Raw genomic sequence first — 15,591 nt, 5'->3', positions numbered from 1 at the left:
GTTGACACCGGAGTCCGCAATGCCAGATGCCATGAGCCTCTCCCCCTCTGCTGCACAGGCCGGCGCGTCCCCGCTGCGCACCGCGGTCAGCCTTCTCTCCGACCCGGCCGAGGCCGTGGCGGAGCTCGCCGCCGAGCTGCGGCACGGGTCGCTGGGCTTCGTGCTCTTCTTCTGCAGCGTCGAGTATCCGCTTGAGGCCCTCTCCCATGCCCTCCGGAGCGCCTTCGAGGGGGTGCCCGTGGCCGGCTGCACCACGGCCGGCGAGATCACCCCGGCGGGCTACGCCCGGGGCGGGATCGTGGCGATCGGCTTCGATCGGCGCCACTTCGTGCCGGCGACGGCCCTGGTAGAGCGTTTGGAGGCCTTCGACCTGCCCCGCGCCCAGCGGCTGGTGGATGACCTTCTCGGGCGATGTCGCGAGCGGGCCCTGGCGCCCCTGGCCGGCAACAGCTTCGTGGTGACCCTCCTCGATGGCCTCTCGAGCAGCGAGGAGAGCGTGATCGCGACCCTCGATGCCGCCCTCGGCAGCATTCCCAGCTTCGGCGGCTCGGCGGGGGACGACAACCGGCTCGCCCGCACCCACGTCTTCTGTGACGGGCGGTTTCACGCCGAGGCGGCCGTGGTGCTGCTGGTCAACACCCCGCTGCCCTTCGAGGTCTTCTCCACCCACCACCTGCGGCCCCGGCATGAGAAGCTGGTGGTCACCGGCGTCGACCGGGAATCGCGGCGGGTGCTGGAGCTCAACGCTGCCCCCGCCGTGGCGGCCTATGCCCAGCTGGTGGGGCAGCCGGAGTCACGGCTCGGCCCGGAGCTGTTTGCCCGGCACCCGCTGGCGGTGCGCATCGGCGACCACTACTACGTGCGCTCCATCCAGCGGGCCAACGAGGACGGCAGCCTGAGCTTCTACTGTGCGGTGGAGAACGGCATTGTGCTCACGGCCATGGCCTGTGCCCCTATCCATGACGATCTGGCGCAGACACTCGCGGGACTCGAGGGCCGCCTGGGCGCCACCGAGCTGGTGATCGGCTGCGACTGCTTCCTGAGGCGCCTGGAGCTGGAGGTGCTGGGCCAGGAGGCCGAGGTCTCGGACCTGCTGAGCCGGCGCCGGGTGATCGGCTTCAACACCTACGGGGAGCAGTACCATGGCATGCACATCAACCAAACCTTCACCGGGGTGGCCATTGGCACCGCTCGACCCGACGACGCTGCCTGAGGCACCCGCGGCCCGGGCGGCCCTGCTGGCCGAGGAGAACGCCCGCCTGCGGCGCATCTGTGCGGCGCTGATCGAGCGGGTGGAGTCCAGCGGCGTGCCCGGCGGGGCGCCCTATGCGGCCTTCGAGCACTCGGTGCTGCTGGCCGAGCAGGTCCGCGAGCGTACCGAGACCCTGCAGCGCACCTTGGGGGAGCTGCACCGGGCCAAGGCGGAGGCCGAGGCGGCCAACCTCTCCAAGACCAAGTTTCTCGCCGCGGTGAGTCACGACCTGCTGCAGCCGCTCAACGCCGCGCGGCTCTTCGCCAGCGCCCTGGAGGAGCAGCCGCTGCCGCCGGGCTCCCGCCGGCTGGTCGGCAACATCGGGCGCTCGCTCAAGGACGTCGAGGCGCTGATCGGCAGCCTGGTGGACATCTCGCGGCTCGATGCCGGGGTGCTCAGGCCCGATATCGCCCCCTTTCCCGCCGAGGAGCTGCTGGGCGTGCTGGCCGAGGAGTATCGCCAGATGGCCGCGTCCAGGGGGCTCGGCTTCCGCCACGTCCCCAGCCGTGCGCTGATCGAGACCGACCTGGCGCTGCTGGCCCGGGTGGTGCGCAACTTCCTCGGCAACGCCATCCGCTACACCTCCCGCGGCCGTATCCTGCTGGGCTGTCGACGCCGCCCCGAGGGGCTCCAGATCCTGGTGGGCGATACCGGCCCCGGGATCGCGCCCGGGCAGCAGAGGGAGATCTTCGAGGAGTTCCGGCGCCTCGAGGCGGGCCACGAGGGCGCGGACCGCGGGCTCGGGCTGGGGCTTGCCATCGTCGACCGCATCAGCGGGATGCTGGGCCACCCGCTGGGCCTGGCCTCGGTGCCGGGGCGGGGCTCGCTGTTCTCGGTGACGGTGCCCTACGCCACGGCGGCCCGGTCTGCCGGGCCGCCACGGGAGCCGCTGCCGAGCGGGCAGCCGCTGGCCGGTGAGGTCATCTGGGTGCTGGACAACGATGCGGCGATCCGCGAGGGCATGGAGGCCCTGCTGGGGGGCTGGGGCTGTCGGGTGGTGGCCGCGAATTCACCGGCCGAACTCTTGGGGCGGATCAAGGCGCCCGGCGCCGCACTGCTGGTGGACTTCCACCTGGGGGAGGGGCAGCCCGACGGCCTCGAGGTCGCCGCCCGGCTGCGCGAGCGCCATCCCGGACTGCCGGTGGTGGTGATCACCGCCAACCATGACGCGGCGCTGAAGGCGCGGATACGCCAGGCCGGCTACGACTGCCTGCTCAAGCCCGTCAAGCCGCTGCGCCTGCGCCTGCTGCTCACCTCGCTGCTGGGGCGTCAGCCGGAGCGGCGTCCCGCCCGGTAGCGGGCCAGGTCCAGCTCGCCGGCCAGCAGGACCGCCTGGACCCGGCTCGCCACGCCCAGTTTTCTCAGGATGGCCGAGACATGGGTCTTCACCGTGGTCTCGGCGACGTTCAGCTCCCGGGCGATGCCCTTGTTGGAGGCGCCTCGGCTGAGCAGTTCGAGCACTTCGAGCTGCTTGTCGGTGAGCCCCGTGAGGCGCCGGTCGGGCGCCGCGGCCCCGGTGATCGCCGGTGCCGGGTGGGCGGGCGGCGGACGGCGCATGACCTGGGGAGGCAGGTAGAGCTGCCCCTCGAGGAGCTGATGCAGGGCGGCCAGCAGGTCGTCGCGGGGCGTCGACTTGGGGATATAGCCCACCGCGCCCATCTCGATGGCCGCCAGCACCGTGCGCCGGTCCTGCTCCGCCGAGAGGATGGCCACCGGCAGCGCCGGCAGCACCTCCCGCAGGCGCCGCAGCCCGTCGAGTCCCTGGGCGTCGGGCAGGTTCAGGTCCAGCAGCAGCAGGTCGAGCGCCTCCTCGTGGCGCTCGGCCAGCTGCAGGGCCAGCGCCAGGCTATCGGCCTCCAGCAGGCGGGTGCCTGGCAGGCCCGCCGCGATCACCGCGCCGATGGCGTCGCGGAACAGCGGATGGTCATCGGCGACCATCAGGGTCGTCATCGCGTTCTCCCGTCGGGCCCTCCTCCCAAGGGAGGAGGGCATCTCATGCCACCGGAGTATGTCGCAGAAGCGCGGCCTGACCAAGACTGTGAAGTGACCCGACATAACCACAACACTCTGGAGTCACGCCATGATCTACGCCAACCCCGGCCAGTCCGGTTCCGTCATCACCTTCGAGCAGCGCTACGGCAACTACATCGGCGGCGAGTTCGTCCCGCCGGTCAAGGGTGAGTACTTCGACAACGTCAGCCCGGTCAACGGCGAGGTGTTCTGCCAGATCCCGCGCTCCACCGCCGAGGACATCGACAAGGCGCTGGATGCCGCCCACGCCGCCGCCCCGGCCTGGGGCAAGACCTCCGCCGCCGAGCGCAGCAACATCCTGCTCAGGATCGCCGACCGCATCGAGCAGAACCTCGAGATGCTGGCCGTGGCCGAGACCTGGGACAACGGCAAGGCGGTGCGCGAGACGCTCAACGCCGACCTGCCGCTGGCCGTCGACCACTTCCGCTACTTTGCCGGCTGCATCCGCGCCCAGGAGGGCACCGCCGCCGACATCGACGCCAATACCGTGGCCTATCACTTCCACGAGCCGCTCGGCGTGGTGGGGCAGATCATTCCCTGGAACTTCCCGCTGCTGATGGCGGTGTGGAAGCTGGCCCCCGCGCTGGCGGCCGGCAACTGCGTGGTGCTCAAGCCCGCCGAGCAGACCCCGGCCTCGATACTGGAGCTGATGAAGCTGGTCGGCGACCTGCTGCCGCCGGGGGTGGTGAACATCGTCAACGGCTACGGCGCCGAGGCGGGCCAGGCGCTGGCCACCAGCAATCGCATCGCCAAGATCGCCTTCACCGGCTCCACCCCGGTGGGCGCGCATATCCTCAAGTGTGCCGCCGACAACATCATCCCCACCACCGTGGAGCTGGGCGGCAAGTCGCCCAACATCTACTTCGCCGACATCATGAACGCCGAGCCGGAGTTCATCGACAAGGCCGCCGAGGGCCTGGTGCTGGCCTTCTTCAACCAGGGCGAGGTGTGCACCTGCCCGTCCCGGGCGCTGATCCAGGAGTCCATGTACGACGCTTTCATGGCCAGGGTCTTGGAGAAGGTCGGCAGGATCAAGCGCGGCAACCCGCTCGATACCGACGTCCAGGTGGGCGCTCAGGCCTCCCAGGAGCAGTTCGACAAGATCATGTCCTACATGGAGATCGCCCGCGAAGAGGGCGCCGAGTTCCTCACCGGCGGCGACAAGGAGAGCCTGGACCCGAGCATCGACAAGGGCTTCTACATCCAGCCGACCCTGGTGAAAGGCCACAACAAGATGCGGGTCTTCCAGGAGGAGATCTTCGGGCCGGTGGTGGCCGTGACCACCTTCAAGGACGAGGCCGAGGCGCTGGCCATCGCCAACGACACCGAGTTCGGGCTGGGTGCCGGGGTGTGGAGCCGCGACATCAACGTCGCCTTCCGCATGGGCCGCGGCATCCAGGCCGGCCGGGTGTGGACCAACTGCTACCACCAGTACCCGGCCCACGCCGCCTTCGGCGGCTACAAAAAGTCCGGCGTCGGCCGCGAGACCCACAAGGTGGCGCTCGAGCACTACCAGCAGACCAAGAACCTGCTGGTGAGCTACGACATCAACCCGCTGGGCTTCTTCTGACCCCTTCGCCGCCCGGACTCGCCGGGCGGCGCTTCCCTTCCCGATAGAAGGTGGACCACCACCTCGCTTCCCCGGGCGATGCCTCGAGCCCGACAGGGGCTCTCCACTCGAGCAACAGCAGGAGTAAGATAATGGACAAGACGATGAAGGCCGCTGTAGTACGCAAGTTCGGTGAGCCCTTGGCTATCGAGGAGGTAGAGACGCCTCGGCCCCAGAAGGGGGAGATCCTGGTCAAGGTGGCCGCTTCGGGCGTCTGCCATACCGATCTGCATGCCGCTCACGGTGACTGGCCGGTGAAGCCCAATCCGCCGTTCATTCCCGGCCACGAGGGCGTCGGGCATATTGTCGCCATCGGCGAGGGCGTGAAACACGTCAAAGAGGGCGATCGTGTTGGCGTTCCCTGGCTCTATTCGGCCTGTGGCCACTGTGAGCACTGCCTGGGCGGCTGGGAGACCCTCTGCGAGTCCCAGCAGAACACCGGTTATTCGGTGAACGGGGGCTTTGCCGACTACACCCTGGCGGATGCCGGCTTCGTGGGGCGTCTCCCCGACAATGTCGATTTCGTCGAGATCGCCCCGGTGCTGTGTGCCGGCGTGACCGTCTACAAGGGGCTCAAGATGACCGACACTCGCCCGGGGCAGTGGGTGGTGATCTCGGGCATCGGCGGGCTCGGCCATATGGCCGTGCAGTACGCGCGTGCCATGGGGCTCAACGTGGCGGCGGTGGACATCGACGACGGCAAGCTGGCGCTGGCCGAACGGCTGGGTGCGACGGTTACCGTCAATGCCATGAAGACCGATCCGGCCGACTATCTGAAGCGTGAGATCGGTGGTGCCCATGGGGCACTGGTCACTGCGGTATCACCCAAGGCCTTCGACCAGGGCCAGCGCATGCTGCGTCGCGGCGGTACCCTGGTGCTCAACGGCCTGCCGCCGGGGGACTTCCCGCTGCCGATCTTCGATACCGTGCTCAACGGCATCACCGTGCGGGGCTCCATCGTCGGTACTCGACAGGATCTGCAGGAGGCGTTGGACTTTGCCGGCGAAGGCAAGGTGAAGGCCACCGTCGCCACCGACAGGCTGGAGAACATCAATGATGTCTTCCAGCGCATGATCGACGGCAAGATCGAGGGGCGCATCGTGCTCGACATGACCGGTTGAAGGCGCCGCCATGGCGGTTCCAGGGGCGCTCCGGCGCCCCTTGTGGCTCACCGGGACCCGGCATTTCGCCCGGCGAGACCTTCGATCCCGAAGCAACGCAGCAGCTGCCGGTGGGCGGCCATGCCATCATGTCGCCTAGCCCATGGCTAGCCAGCGTTCGGCCAGGCGGCCGGCATGGGCCTGGCTGGCGACCATGGCCAGCCGTCCCGCCTCGCGGCGAACGCCTGCCCGCTTGAGCTTGATCACCATCCGCGCCGGCAGGCCGACGAAGATCAGCCCGACCCGCTGAGCGTGAAGTTCCTGCACCAGCGACTGCAGGGCGACGATGGCGGTGCCATCCAGGCTCGGTACATCGCGCATGTCCAGCATCATCACCCTCACCTCCGGGTCTACCACCCGCAGCGACGAGACGGCCTTCTCGGCAGCGCCAAAGAACAGCGGGCCGTTGATATCGTAGCAAGCCACCCCGCGGGGCAGCGTCGGCGGTGCCTCGCGTTCGCCGGCATGCAGCTGGCGCGTCTCGGTGAGGCTGGCCATGCGGCGGATGAACAGCGCCGCGGCCAGGCCCATGCCCACGGCCACCGCCAGCACCATATCGAAGACCACCGTGAGCGCGAAGCAGATCACCAGTACCGCCACGTCGCTTCCCGGGGCACTCTTCAGGGTATGGGCGAAGTGGCGCGCTTCGCTCATATTCCAGGCGATGATGAACAGCAGGGCGGCCAGTGCCGCCATGGGCACGTAGCCCAGCACCCCGGCCAGCAGCACCACCGCCAGCAGCACCACCAGGGCATGGACCACCGCGGCCAGCGGCGAGACCGCGCCGCTGCGGATATTGGTGGCGGTGCGCGCCAGGGCCGCGGTGGCGGTGATGCCACCGAAGAAGGGCACCACCATGTTGCCGAGCCCCTGGCCGATCAACTCGGCGTTGGGGTCGTGACGGGTGCGGGTCAGGCCGTCGGCCACCACCGCGCAGAGCAGTGATTCGATGGCCGCCAGCATGGCGATGGCCAGCGCCGGACCAAGCAGTTCGCGAATCAGCGCAAAGTCCACCACCAGTGGCGTGCCGTCGGGCCCTGGCAGTCGCCAGGGGACCACCAGCCCGGGAGCGAAGGGCGGGATGCCACTGCCGCCCTGGCCCTGGAACTCCCAACTGAAGCGCGAGGCGATGGTGGCGACCTCGACCCCGGCGGCGCTCACTGCCAGGGCCGCCAGGGTGCCTGCGATCAGGCCTACCAGGGGAGCCGGCACCGGAATCTTCAAGCGTGGCCAGAGGATCAGGGTGGCCAGGGTCACCAGGCCGATGCCCAGCTCGGCCGGGGCCAGGGTCGGCGCGGCGCGAACGATGGCGGCCAGGTTGTGCGGGGTGCTGTCGCCGAGCTCGACTCCGGCCAGTCCCAGGAAGTCGGGGAGCTGCAGCAGGGCAATCACTACCGCGATGCCGGCGGTGAAGCCGAGCACCACCGGGTAGGGCACGAACTGGATCAGGCTGCCCAGCCGGGCGAGGCCCAGGGCCGTAAGGATCAATCCCGCCATCAGGGTGGCGATCAGCAACCCGCCGACGCCGTGGCTGGCGACGATGGGAAAGAGGATCACCACGAAGGCCGCGGTGGGGCCGGAAATGTTGAATCGGGAGCCGCCGGTCAGGGCGATGATGGCGCCGGCCACGATGGCGGTGTAGAGCCCGTGCTGGGGAGGTACCCCGGTGGCGATGGCCAGCGCCATGGAGAGCGGCACCGCGACGATGCCGATGGTCAGGCCGGCCATCAGGTCGTGACGCAGTTCGGCCAGGCCGTAGCCCGCGCGCCAGGCGGCCAGCAGGGCGCTGCCGGGCACGGGAAGACGATAGCCGCTCCTGGGGGTAGACCGGGACATGGCGACTCCTTTGCGTGCTAATGAGCAAGAGCCAATACGTTACGCCTCTCTGCTGCGCCGCCGCAAGCAGACCTGCGGGTGAGGGGGATGGAGGGCAGCAGGTCGAGGGGGACTCTCCCGCGTTGAATGCGGGAGGTGCAGCGCACCTTCCGGCTGCTGGTCTTCGTGGCCATGTTCGAAAAGACCGGACCCGACGCAGGGCGTCGGGTCCGGGGGAGGGCTTCTCTTAGCTGCCGTCGGCCTGGGCCGGCGGCAGCTCTTTTCAGGGGGTGTGCTTCAGTGGCCGCGCTTGGGTTGCAGTGTGTCAGTTGCCACGCATCTCGCCATGGCCGCGGTAGGCCTTGCCATGACCTTTGCCATAGCCGCGCTCGCCGCGCTGCATCATGGTCTCGCGCAGCTCCTCGAGCTGCTCTTCGCTGAGGAGCTCGGCCAGGGCCTCCTGATGGCGGTCGCGCATCTCGCGCATGGCATCGCGGCGCTCCTCGCGGGAGTCGAAGTCGCGGCCGCGCAGCTCGGCCATGTCGGCGTAGATCGCCTCGCGGGTCTCACGCAGGGCCTCGCGCTCCTCGTCGGAGAGGCCCCACTCATCGACCAGCGCCTCGAGGCGCTCCTGCATGCTGGCGCGGCGCTGCTCCATCATCTCGGCGCGACGCTCCTCGCGCATCTCCCGGCGGGCCTCCTCCAGGGCGGCGCGCTGCTCATCATCGAGGATCTCGGCCAGGCGCTCCTGATGCTGCTCGTGGAGCTGACGCATCGCCTCGCGGTGCTCGGTGCGGGCCTCGTCCAGGGCCTCGCGGGTCGCCTCGTCGATGCCGGCGCGCTCGAAGAGCGCCTGGCGCTGTTCGGCCCGGTACTCGGCGCGGGCCTCCTTCCACTGCTCGCGCTGCTCCTGAGACTGCTCGGCCCCCTTGCCGTGGTGGGCGGCGGTGGCGGAGAGCGCCAGGGGGGCGATGGCGATGGCCAGCAGGGCCGGCGCCAGCAGCTTGCGGGAAACGGTCATCTTCATGGGGTCACTCCTTCGTGCCTCGGGTTGATGGTTCCAGTCTCACCCGGCGCGGTGCAAGGTCGGTGCAGCGAGCGTGCAAAGGTGGTGCATGCTCACTCCTCGGGCTGGTACTTGTAGCCCACCCCGTAGACCGAGCGGATCACCTCGCGTTCCGGCCACACCTCGCTGATCTTGCGGCGCAGCTTCTTGACGTGGCTGTCCACGGTGCGCTCGGAGACGATGCGGTGGTCACGGTACATGTGGTCCATCAGCTGGTCCCGGGAGAAGATCCGTCCCGGGGCGTGCATCATCACCTTGAGCAGCTGGAACTCCACGGCGGTGAGGGCCAGGTCCTGGCCGTCGGCCAGCGCCCGCCAGCCCTCCTCGTCGAGGAGTAGATCGCTGCCCGCGGCCTGTTCGGCGCCGTCGCTGCCCTGGCTGCGGCGCAGCACCGCCTTGACCCGGGCCACCACCTCCCGGGGGCTGAAGGGCTTGCAGATATAGTCGTCGGCGCCCAGCTCGAGCCCCAGCAGGCGGTCCACCTCCTCGACCCGGGCGGTGAGCATGATCACCGGCAGCGCAGGCCAGCGCTGGCGGATCTCGCGGCACAGGGTCAGGCCGTCGGTGCCGGGCAGCATCAGGTCGAGCAGCACCAGCGCGGGCCCCTGGCCCGCCTGGCGCGCCTCGGCCAGCCACGGCAGCACGGCGTCGCCGTGATCCAGGTGGTGGGTGGCGAAGCCGCTGCCGGCCAGGTAGTCGGCCACCAGCCGGGCGATCTTGGGTTCATCCTCGACGATCAGGACCTGCTGTCCCTCGTGTTCCCTTGATGTCATGCGATCTCCTCCCTGATGCGGTCGTCATCGAGCGGTGGAAAGGTGAGCGTCCAGCATAACCCACCCAGCGGCGAGGACGAGGGGTGCATCTCGCCGCCGTGGGCCTTGACCAGGGCCGCGGCGATGGAGAGTCCCAGGCCGCTGCCGCCGCTGGCGCGATTGCGCGAGCCCTCCACCCGGTAGAGGCGCTCGGTGAGCCGGGCAAGCTCGCCCTCGGGCACGCCGGGGGCGCTGTCCTCCCAGGTGAGCCGGATGCCCCGGGGGGTGACGTCGAGGGTGACCCGCAGCCGGCCCGGGGCCCGGGTATAGGCGCAGGTGTTGTCGAGCAGGTTGTTCCAGAGCTGGCGCAGGCGCTGGACGTCGCCGCGCATCCAGGCCTCGGCCTGGATGCGGGTCTCCAGGGTGATGCCGCTGTCGGTGAGCCAGCCTTCCGCCTCCTCGAGGCGGTCGGCGAGGCTCTCGGCCAGGTCCAGCGGCGCGAGCAGCACCTCCAGGGCGCCGGCGTCGCTCTGCGAAAGCAGCCGCAGGTCGGCCACCAGCCGCTCGAGCTGGCCCACCTCCTGGGCCAGGGAGTGCAGGCTATCCTGGTCGAGGCGGCGGATGCCATCCTGCATCGCCTCGATCTCGCCGCGCAGCACGGCCAGCGGCGTGCGCAGTTCGTGGGCGATGTCGGAGACCCAGCGGCTGCGTGCCTCGCGGCTCGCCTCCAGGGTGGCGGCCAGCACGTTGAAGTCCCGGGAGAGCCGCGACAGCTCGTCCTGGCCGCGCTCCGGCAGGCGGATGCTGTAGTCGCCCTCGGTGAGGCGCCGGGTGGCGAGTGCCATGCTGCGGGTGCGCCGCCCCAGCCACCAGGAGAGCCCGCCGGCCAGCAGCAGCGAGGCGACTCCCAGGGAGCCGACGATGATCGCCAGGTTACGCTGCTGGCGGGAGAGGAAGATATGGTCCATGCGCGCCATCAGCTGCTCCGGGGGGCGGTAGCCCAGGGTGCCGACCCGCTCCCCCTCGTGGAGGATCGGCAGCCAGCGCAGGGTGGCGGCCTCCTCCTCGTCGTCCGGCGGCAGGCCGATCACCGGCAGGCCGCTGGCGTCGTGGAGCACGAAGTCCTTGGGGTCGCCCAGGCGGCGCTCGATGCCCTGGGGCGGCATGCCGGCCCCGGGCCACAGCTGCTGGCGCACCAGCCGATGCCAGGCCGAGGGTGAGGCGCGCAGCCACTGCCAGTCGCCGCCGCGACTCGCCCACTCCTCGCCGAGCCCCTCGGCCAGGGTCTCGGCGCGGTTGGCCTGGGTGGTGTCCAGGTACTCGATGAAGCCGCGGTCGAGGCTGCGCGAGATGCCCAGGAACACCAGGGCCGAGATGGCCACGTTGACCGACAGGATCACCACGAACAGCTTGACGCCCAGCCGGGAGACGGCGGGCCGGGGCAGACGCAGGCTCATGGGGAGGCCTCCTCGGCTTGGGGGCTGCGGCCCTGGAGGCGCTCGCGCACCCCCTCCAGCATCAGGTAGAGGCAGGGTACCAGCAGCAGCAGGATGACGGTGGCGAAGAGCATGCCGAAGCCCAGCGAGATCGCCATGGGAATGATGAAACGGGCCTGGCGCGAGGTCTCGAAGATCATCGGCGCGAGCCCCAGGAAGGTGGTCAGGGTGGTCATCATGATCGGGCGCAGGCGCCGGGTGGCGGCGGCGACGATCGCCTCCCGGGCGGCCATGCCCTCGCGGCGCCGGCGGTTGGCGTAGTCGATCAGCACCAGGGCGTCGTTGATCACCACCCCGGAGAGCGCCAGCATGCCCATCAGGCTGACCACCGAGAGGCCGAAGCCCATGATCATATGGCCGGCTACCGCGCCGATGATGCCGAAGGGAATGGCGGCCAGCACCAGCAGCGGCTGCAGGTAGCTGCGGAAGGGAATCGCCAGCAGGGCATAGAGGGCGATCAGGGTCAGCCAGGAGGCCTTGGTGAGTGCCGAGACGTTGTCGGCGGTCTCCTGCTGGCGCCCGCCCGGGGAGATCTCGAGCCCCGGCCAGCCGGCCCGCAGGGCGGGGAAGACGTCGGCCTCCAGGGTGCCCAGCACCTGATTGATGCGCTCGTCGCCGGCGGCATCGGCGGTGACGTTGATGATGCGCCGGCCGTCGATGCGCTGCAGGGTGGTGGCGGCCCGGCCCAGCTCGATCTCGGCGACCCGGGCCAGCGGCACCTGGCGCCCGTCCGGGGTGCGGATCGGCAGCCGGTAGAGGTCGGCGAGGCTCTGGCGCGCCTCCGCGGGCAGGCGCACCTCGACGCTGATCTCGTGGCGGCCGATGAACTGCTCGAGCGCCGTGATGCCCTGCAGGGGCGCGCGCAGCTGGCCAGCCAGGTTGCCGCCGGTAAGGCCCAGGGCGCGCCCCTCCGGCGAGAGGCGAATCTCCAGCTGGGGCTTGCCGTCGGCCAGGCCGCTGTCGATGTCGGTGATCCCCTCGAACTCACCCAGCGCCTCGGCGAGCCGCGTGGCGGCACCCTCCAGCGCACGGCTGTCGGGGTGCGAGAGGCGCAGGGTCAGGCCGGCCCCGGCGCCGGGGCCGCCCACGTCGGACTCGAAGCGCACCGCCTGGGCGCCGCTGAACTCGCCGGCCAGCTCGCGCCACTCCCGGGCGACCCGGGAGGGGGGCCAGGCGTCGAGGCTCGCGCGCTCCAGGGTCAGCTGCACGCTGAGCCGGTCACCGTCGATCTGGGCGCGGTTGGCGGTAAAGGCGGGGCCGTCGTCGCGAGCGGCCAGGGCCTCTGCGGCGGCCAGCAGGCGGTCGCGGATGGCGCGGTCGTCGGCGATGGGGCTGCCCACCGGCAGGGTCACCGTGGCCTGGACCCGGTCAGATTCCACCCGGGGCATCAGCGAGAAGCCGAGCCGCCCGCTCATGGCCCAGGCCAGGGCCACCGCCAGCAACGCCACGGCGAGGCTCACGGTCAGCAGCCGCTGGTCCAGGCAGCGCTCGAGGAAGGGGGCAAAACGCTGCTGGGTGACGCGAGACAGCCAGGCCTGCAGGGCCTTGCGCACCCGGTCGAGGGGACGCCGCCAGGCCGGCGCCTCGCGGCCGCCGGCGCGATGGGCCAGGTGGGCCGGCAGGATGAACAGCGCCTCCAGCCAGGAGGCCAGGAACACCGTGATCACCACCAGCGGCACCACGGCGAAGATCATGCCCAGGAAGCCGGGCAGGAAGAGCAGCGGCAGGAAGGCGACGATGTTGGAGAGGATGGCGAAGCTGATCGGCACCGCCATCTCCCGGGCGCCGCGCACCGCCGCCTCGCGCAGGGAGTGGCCCTGCTCCCGGTAGCTGTGGATGTTCTCGCCCACCATGATGGCGTCGTCCACCACGATGCCCAGCGCGATGATGAAGGCGAACATCGACATCATGTTCAGCGACACCCCGAACCAGGGCAGGAAGAGCAGGGCGCCGAGGAAGGCGGTGGGAATGCCGAGGGTGACCCAGAAGGCCAGCCGCGCCTCCAGGAACAGGCCCAGCAGCACCAGCACCAGCGCCAGGCCCAGGAAGGCGTTCTTGAGCAGCAGGTCGAGGCGGTCGCGATAGACCTCGGAGCTGTCCCGGGAGATGGTGAGGCTCACCCCCTCCGGCAGGTCCGCCTGAAGCCGCTCGAGCTGGGCATGCACGGCGTCCGAGATGCCGATCGGCGTCTGGTCGCCGACCTGGTAGACGTCCAGGGTCAGGCTCGGCGCGCCGTTGTAGAGCACCTCGCGGTCGGTCTCGGCGAAGCCGCGTTCGACCCGGGCGATCTCGCCCAGGCGCAGCTGGCCGCCGTCGGGGGTGCCGAGGATCGGCAGCTCGGCGAACTCCCGGGCCTCGTCGCGGCGTCCCTGGTAGCGGATCAGCCACTCTCCCTCGCCGGTGGTCAGGCGGCCGCCGGCCAGGTCCAGGGCTTCGTCGCCGATGCGGTTGGCCAGCTGGCGGTGGTCGAGGCCGTGGCGCTGCATCGCCTCCTCGTCGAGCAGCACCTGGATCTCGCGCTCTCGGTTGCCGGAGAGCTCCACCCGGGCGATGCCTGGGGACGCCTGCAGTTCGGCGCGCACCTCCTCGGCCAGGTCGTGGAGCAGCTGGTCGTCGACCGGGCCGTGGAGCTGCAGGCTCATCACGCTGCGCGAGCGCCCGGCCAGGCCGAAGCGGGGCGGGTCGGCGGCGGCCGGCAGGCTGGTGATGGCGCCTACCGCCTGCTGTATCTCCTGGTAGACCCGCATCACCTCCACCCCCTCCACCAGGCTGGCGGAGACGCGGCCGGCGCCCTCATTGGCGGTGGCAGTGAGCTCGTCGATGCCGTCCACGTTGGCCAGTGCTGCCTCCAGGGGCAGCAGCAGGCTGCGCTCCACCTCCTCGGGGGTGGCACCGGGATAGCCGATGGCGACGGTGATGATCTCCAGCTCGAAGTCGGGGAAGACCTCCTTCTTGATGGTGGTGGAGGCCATCAGCCCGCCGATGATCAGCAGCAGCATCAGCAGGTTGGGGGCCACCCCGTGATGGACCATCCAGGCGATGGGGCCGCGGCGCATCATGGGCGGGGCTCCGCCGGCGCGGCGCCGGCCGGTCGCTCGGCGCTGCTGGCGGCGGTGCGCAGCGCCATGCCCTCCCGGGGCTGGCCCAGCGGCGAGGTGATCACCCGCTCGCCCGTCTCGAGGCCCTCGGCCACCAGCACCTGATGGTCATCGCGATGCAGCACGCTCACCGGGCGGCGGCGCAGGCGCTCCTCCTCGTCCAGCACCCATACCTCGTCGCCGGGGCGCAGGGCCGCGGCGGGAAGCGCGATCAGGTCCTCGCGCTCGCCTGCCTGGAACTCCAGGCGCACCACGTCGCCGAGACGCAGCGCCGGCGCGCCGCGCTGCGCCTCGGCCAGCGCCAGGGGGTCCTCCACCGCGACCAGCAGCTGGACCTGCAGGCCGTTCTCCTCCAGGGCCGGCAGCACCGAGAGCAGCTCGCCCTTTCGCTCGCTGCCGGCGGGCCAGCCGCGGCTGGTCAGGGTCACGGCACTGCCCGAGGCCTCCTCGGAGGCAGGCACCAGCCAGGCCAGCGCCTCGCCCGGCAAGGACGCCTGCACCCAGAAGCGCGACACGTCCACCAGGTGGAGGAGTTCGGTACCGCTGCCCACCTCGCTCCCCTCGCCGAGCAGGCGCGCCTGGACCATGCCGGCCCAGGGGGCGGTGAGGGTGGCGCGCGCGAGATCCAGCCGGGCCCGGTCGCGGGCGGCCCGGGCGCGCTCCACGTCGGCCTGGGCGCTTCTCAGCTGGGGCTCGCGCAGCACCAGGGCGCGCCGCTCCGCGGGCAGTTCGCGGCCGAAGCTCTGGTACTCGGCCCGGGCGCGCTGCTGTTCCCCCTGCTCCATGGCCAGTGCCGCCTCGGCCTGGGCCAGGGCGGCCTCGGCCTCGCGCAGGGCCAGGCCGAGGTCGGCGTCGTCCAGGTGGGCGAGGGGGGCACCGGCCTCTACCACGCGGCCCGGTACCACCCCGGGGGCGAAGGCCTCCAGGCGGCCGGCCACCCGGCTCGCCAGCCGCGACTCGCGCTCTGCCACGACCCGACCGAAGCCGTGCAGCGCCGGGGCGGCGGCACGCGGCATCACGCTGATGGCCTCCACCAGCGGCGGGACGGGCGCCGGGGCGGGGCGGCGCTCCACCCGTGGCGGCTGGCTCATCAGCCACCAGGCCATGGCGAGCCCGCCGGCCAGCACCAGCAGGGCGACCAGGGCGCCGAGGCCGAAGCGCCCGCGCTGGCGGTGAGGACGTGCCTGGGAGGGGTGGGGCGGGCGGTTCATGGGCGACTCGGGCAGGGAAGGGGAGCGAAGAGCATCGCGCGCGGCGATGCAGCCAATGGTCAGGAAATGTGCAAGCGATATGCAAGCCGGTGGCGGCGGGA

11 protein-coding genes are annotated in these 15,591 nt (G+C 70.9%); 4 read left to right on the top strand and 7 right to left on the bottom strand.

The genetic code is table 11. The features are described from left to right. The first annotated feature begins 19 nt into the window (after positions 1-19). On the top strand, positions 20-1,213 hold the full coding sequence (nosP, locus tag HIR79_RS16100) for a nitric oxide-sensing protein NosP (RefSeq protein WP_249322194.1): 1,194 nt from the start codon (positions 20-22) through the stop codon (positions 1,211-1,213). Beyond that, positions 1,182-2,549, top strand: a complete 1,368-nt coding sequence (locus HIR79_RS16095; protein ID WP_249322193.1) for an ATP-binding response regulator — start codon at positions 1,182-1,184, stop codon at positions 2,547-2,549. The genes nosP and HIR79_RS16095 overlap by 32 nt, the downstream gene beginning before the upstream one ends. Here HIR79_RS16095 and HIR79_RS16090 read toward each other — a convergent pair. Next, a complete protein-coding gene (locus HIR79_RS16090) occupies positions 2,522-3,202 on the bottom strand; it encodes a response regulator (protein WP_169959101.1) in 681 nt (226 codons plus the stop codon). The genes HIR79_RS16095 and HIR79_RS16090 overlap by 28 nt on opposite strands. Before the next feature lie 130 nt (positions 3,203-3,332). Between HIR79_RS16090 and exaC the strand changes: the two genes are divergently transcribed. Together exaC and adhP are read left to right on the top strand one after the other, a co-directional pair. Beyond that, on the top strand, positions 3,333-4,853 hold the full coding sequence (gene exaC, locus HIR79_RS16085) for an acetaldehyde dehydrogenase ExaC (protein ID WP_169959100.1): 1,521 nt from the start codon (positions 3,333-3,335) through the stop codon (positions 4,851-4,853). Positions 4,854-4,984: 131 nt separating this feature from the next. Then, complete coding sequence (gene adhP, locus HIR79_RS16080) at positions 4,985-6,013, top strand: alcohol dehydrogenase AdhP (RefSeq protein ID WP_169959099.1); 1,029 nt, start codon at positions 4,985-4,987, stop codon at positions 6,011-6,013. 135 nt (positions 6,014-6,148) lie between these two features. On the opposite strand, the gene dauA is transcribed toward adhP, so the two are convergent. From dauA to HIR79_RS16050, 6 genes are all read right to left on the bottom strand, one after another. After that, positions 6,149-7,888, bottom strand: coding sequence for a C4-dicarboxylic acid transporter DauA (gene dauA / locus HIR79_RS16075; RefSeq protein WP_169959098.1), 1,740 nt, complete (start codon positions 7,886-7,888; stop codon positions 6,149-6,151). 304 nt (positions 7,889-8,192) lie between these two features. Then, a complete protein-coding gene (locus tag HIR79_RS16070) occupies positions 8,193-8,894 on the bottom strand; it encodes a hypothetical protein (protein WP_162899941.1) in 702 nt (233 codons plus the stop codon). A gap of 92 nt (positions 8,895-8,986) precedes the next feature. Then, positions 8,987-9,706, bottom strand: a complete 720-nt coding sequence (locus HIR79_RS16065; RefSeq protein WP_119021877.1) for a response regulator — start codon at positions 9,704-9,706, stop codon at positions 8,987-8,989. Further along, the gene (locus HIR79_RS16060) at positions 9,703-11,142 is read right to left on the bottom strand and encodes an ATP-binding protein (RefSeq protein ID WP_169959097.1); all 1,440 of its coding nucleotides are present in this window, start codon (positions 11,140-11,142) and stop codon (positions 9,703-9,705) included. Before HIR79_RS16060 ends, HIR79_RS16065 begins: the two co-directional genes overlap by 4 nt. Further along, entirely contained in the window at positions 11,139-14,240 is a 3,102-nt protein-coding gene (locus HIR79_RS16055; protein ID WP_169959096.1) for an efflux RND transporter permease subunit, read from the bottom strand. Before HIR79_RS16055 ends, HIR79_RS16060 begins: the two co-directional genes overlap by 4 nt. Then, complete coding sequence (locus HIR79_RS16050) at positions 14,237-15,490, bottom strand: efflux RND transporter periplasmic adaptor subunit (protein WP_169959095.1); 1,254 nt, start codon at positions 15,488-15,490, stop codon at positions 14,237-14,239. Before HIR79_RS16050 ends, HIR79_RS16055 begins: the two co-directional genes overlap by 4 nt. Positions 15,491-15,591: the final 101 nt, after the last annotated feature.

This window comes from Halomonas sp. PGE1, assembly GCF_013000985.1.
GTDB lineage: Bacteria > Pseudomonadota > Gammaproteobacteria > Pseudomonadales > Halomonadaceae > Halomonas > Halomonas alkalicola.
This window is presented reverse-complemented; position numbering and strand designations above follow the sequence as displayed.

What these genes read in the sequence shown, in the direction of transcription:
- HIR79_RS16050 (WP_169959095.1), bottom strand. Translation starts at nt 15,490, where the DNA reads ATGAACCGCCCGCCCCACCCCTCCCAGGCACGTCCTCACCGCCAGCGC.
- HIR79_RS16090 (WP_169959101.1), bottom strand. Translation starts at nt 3,202, where the DNA reads ATGACGACCCTGATGGTCGCCGATGACCATCCGCTGTTCCGCGACGCC.
- nosP (WP_249322194.1), top strand. Translation starts at nt 20, where the DNA reads ATGCCAGATGCCATGAGCCTCTCCCCCTCTGCTGCACAGGCCGGCGCG.
- dauA (WP_169959098.1), bottom strand. Translation starts at nt 7,888, where the DNA reads ATGTCCCGGTCTACCCCCAGGAGCGGCTATCGTCTTCCCGTGCCCGGC.
- exaC (WP_169959100.1), top strand. Translation starts at nt 3,333, where the DNA reads ATGATCTACGCCAACCCCGGCCAGTCCGGTTCCGTCATCACCTTCGAG.
- HIR79_RS16060 (WP_169959097.1), bottom strand. Translation starts at nt 11,142, where the DNA reads ATGAGCCTGCGTCTGCCCCGGCCCGCCGTCTCCCGGCTGGGCGTCAAG.
- HIR79_RS16055 (WP_169959096.1), bottom strand. Translation starts at nt 14,240, where the DNA reads ATGATGCGCCGCGGCCCCATCGCCTGGATGGTCCATCACGGGGTGGCC.
- HIR79_RS16070 (WP_162899941.1), bottom strand. Translation starts at nt 8,894, where the DNA reads ATGAAGATGACCGTTTCCCGCAAGCTGCTGGCGCCGGCCCTGCTGGCC.
- HIR79_RS16065 (WP_119021877.1), bottom strand. Translation starts at nt 9,706, where the DNA reads ATGACATCAAGGGAACACGAGGGACAGCAGGTCCTGATCGTCGAGGAT.
- adhP (WP_169959099.1), top strand. Translation starts at nt 4,985, where the DNA reads ATGGACAAGACGATGAAGGCCGCTGTAGTACGCAAGTTCGGTGAGCCC.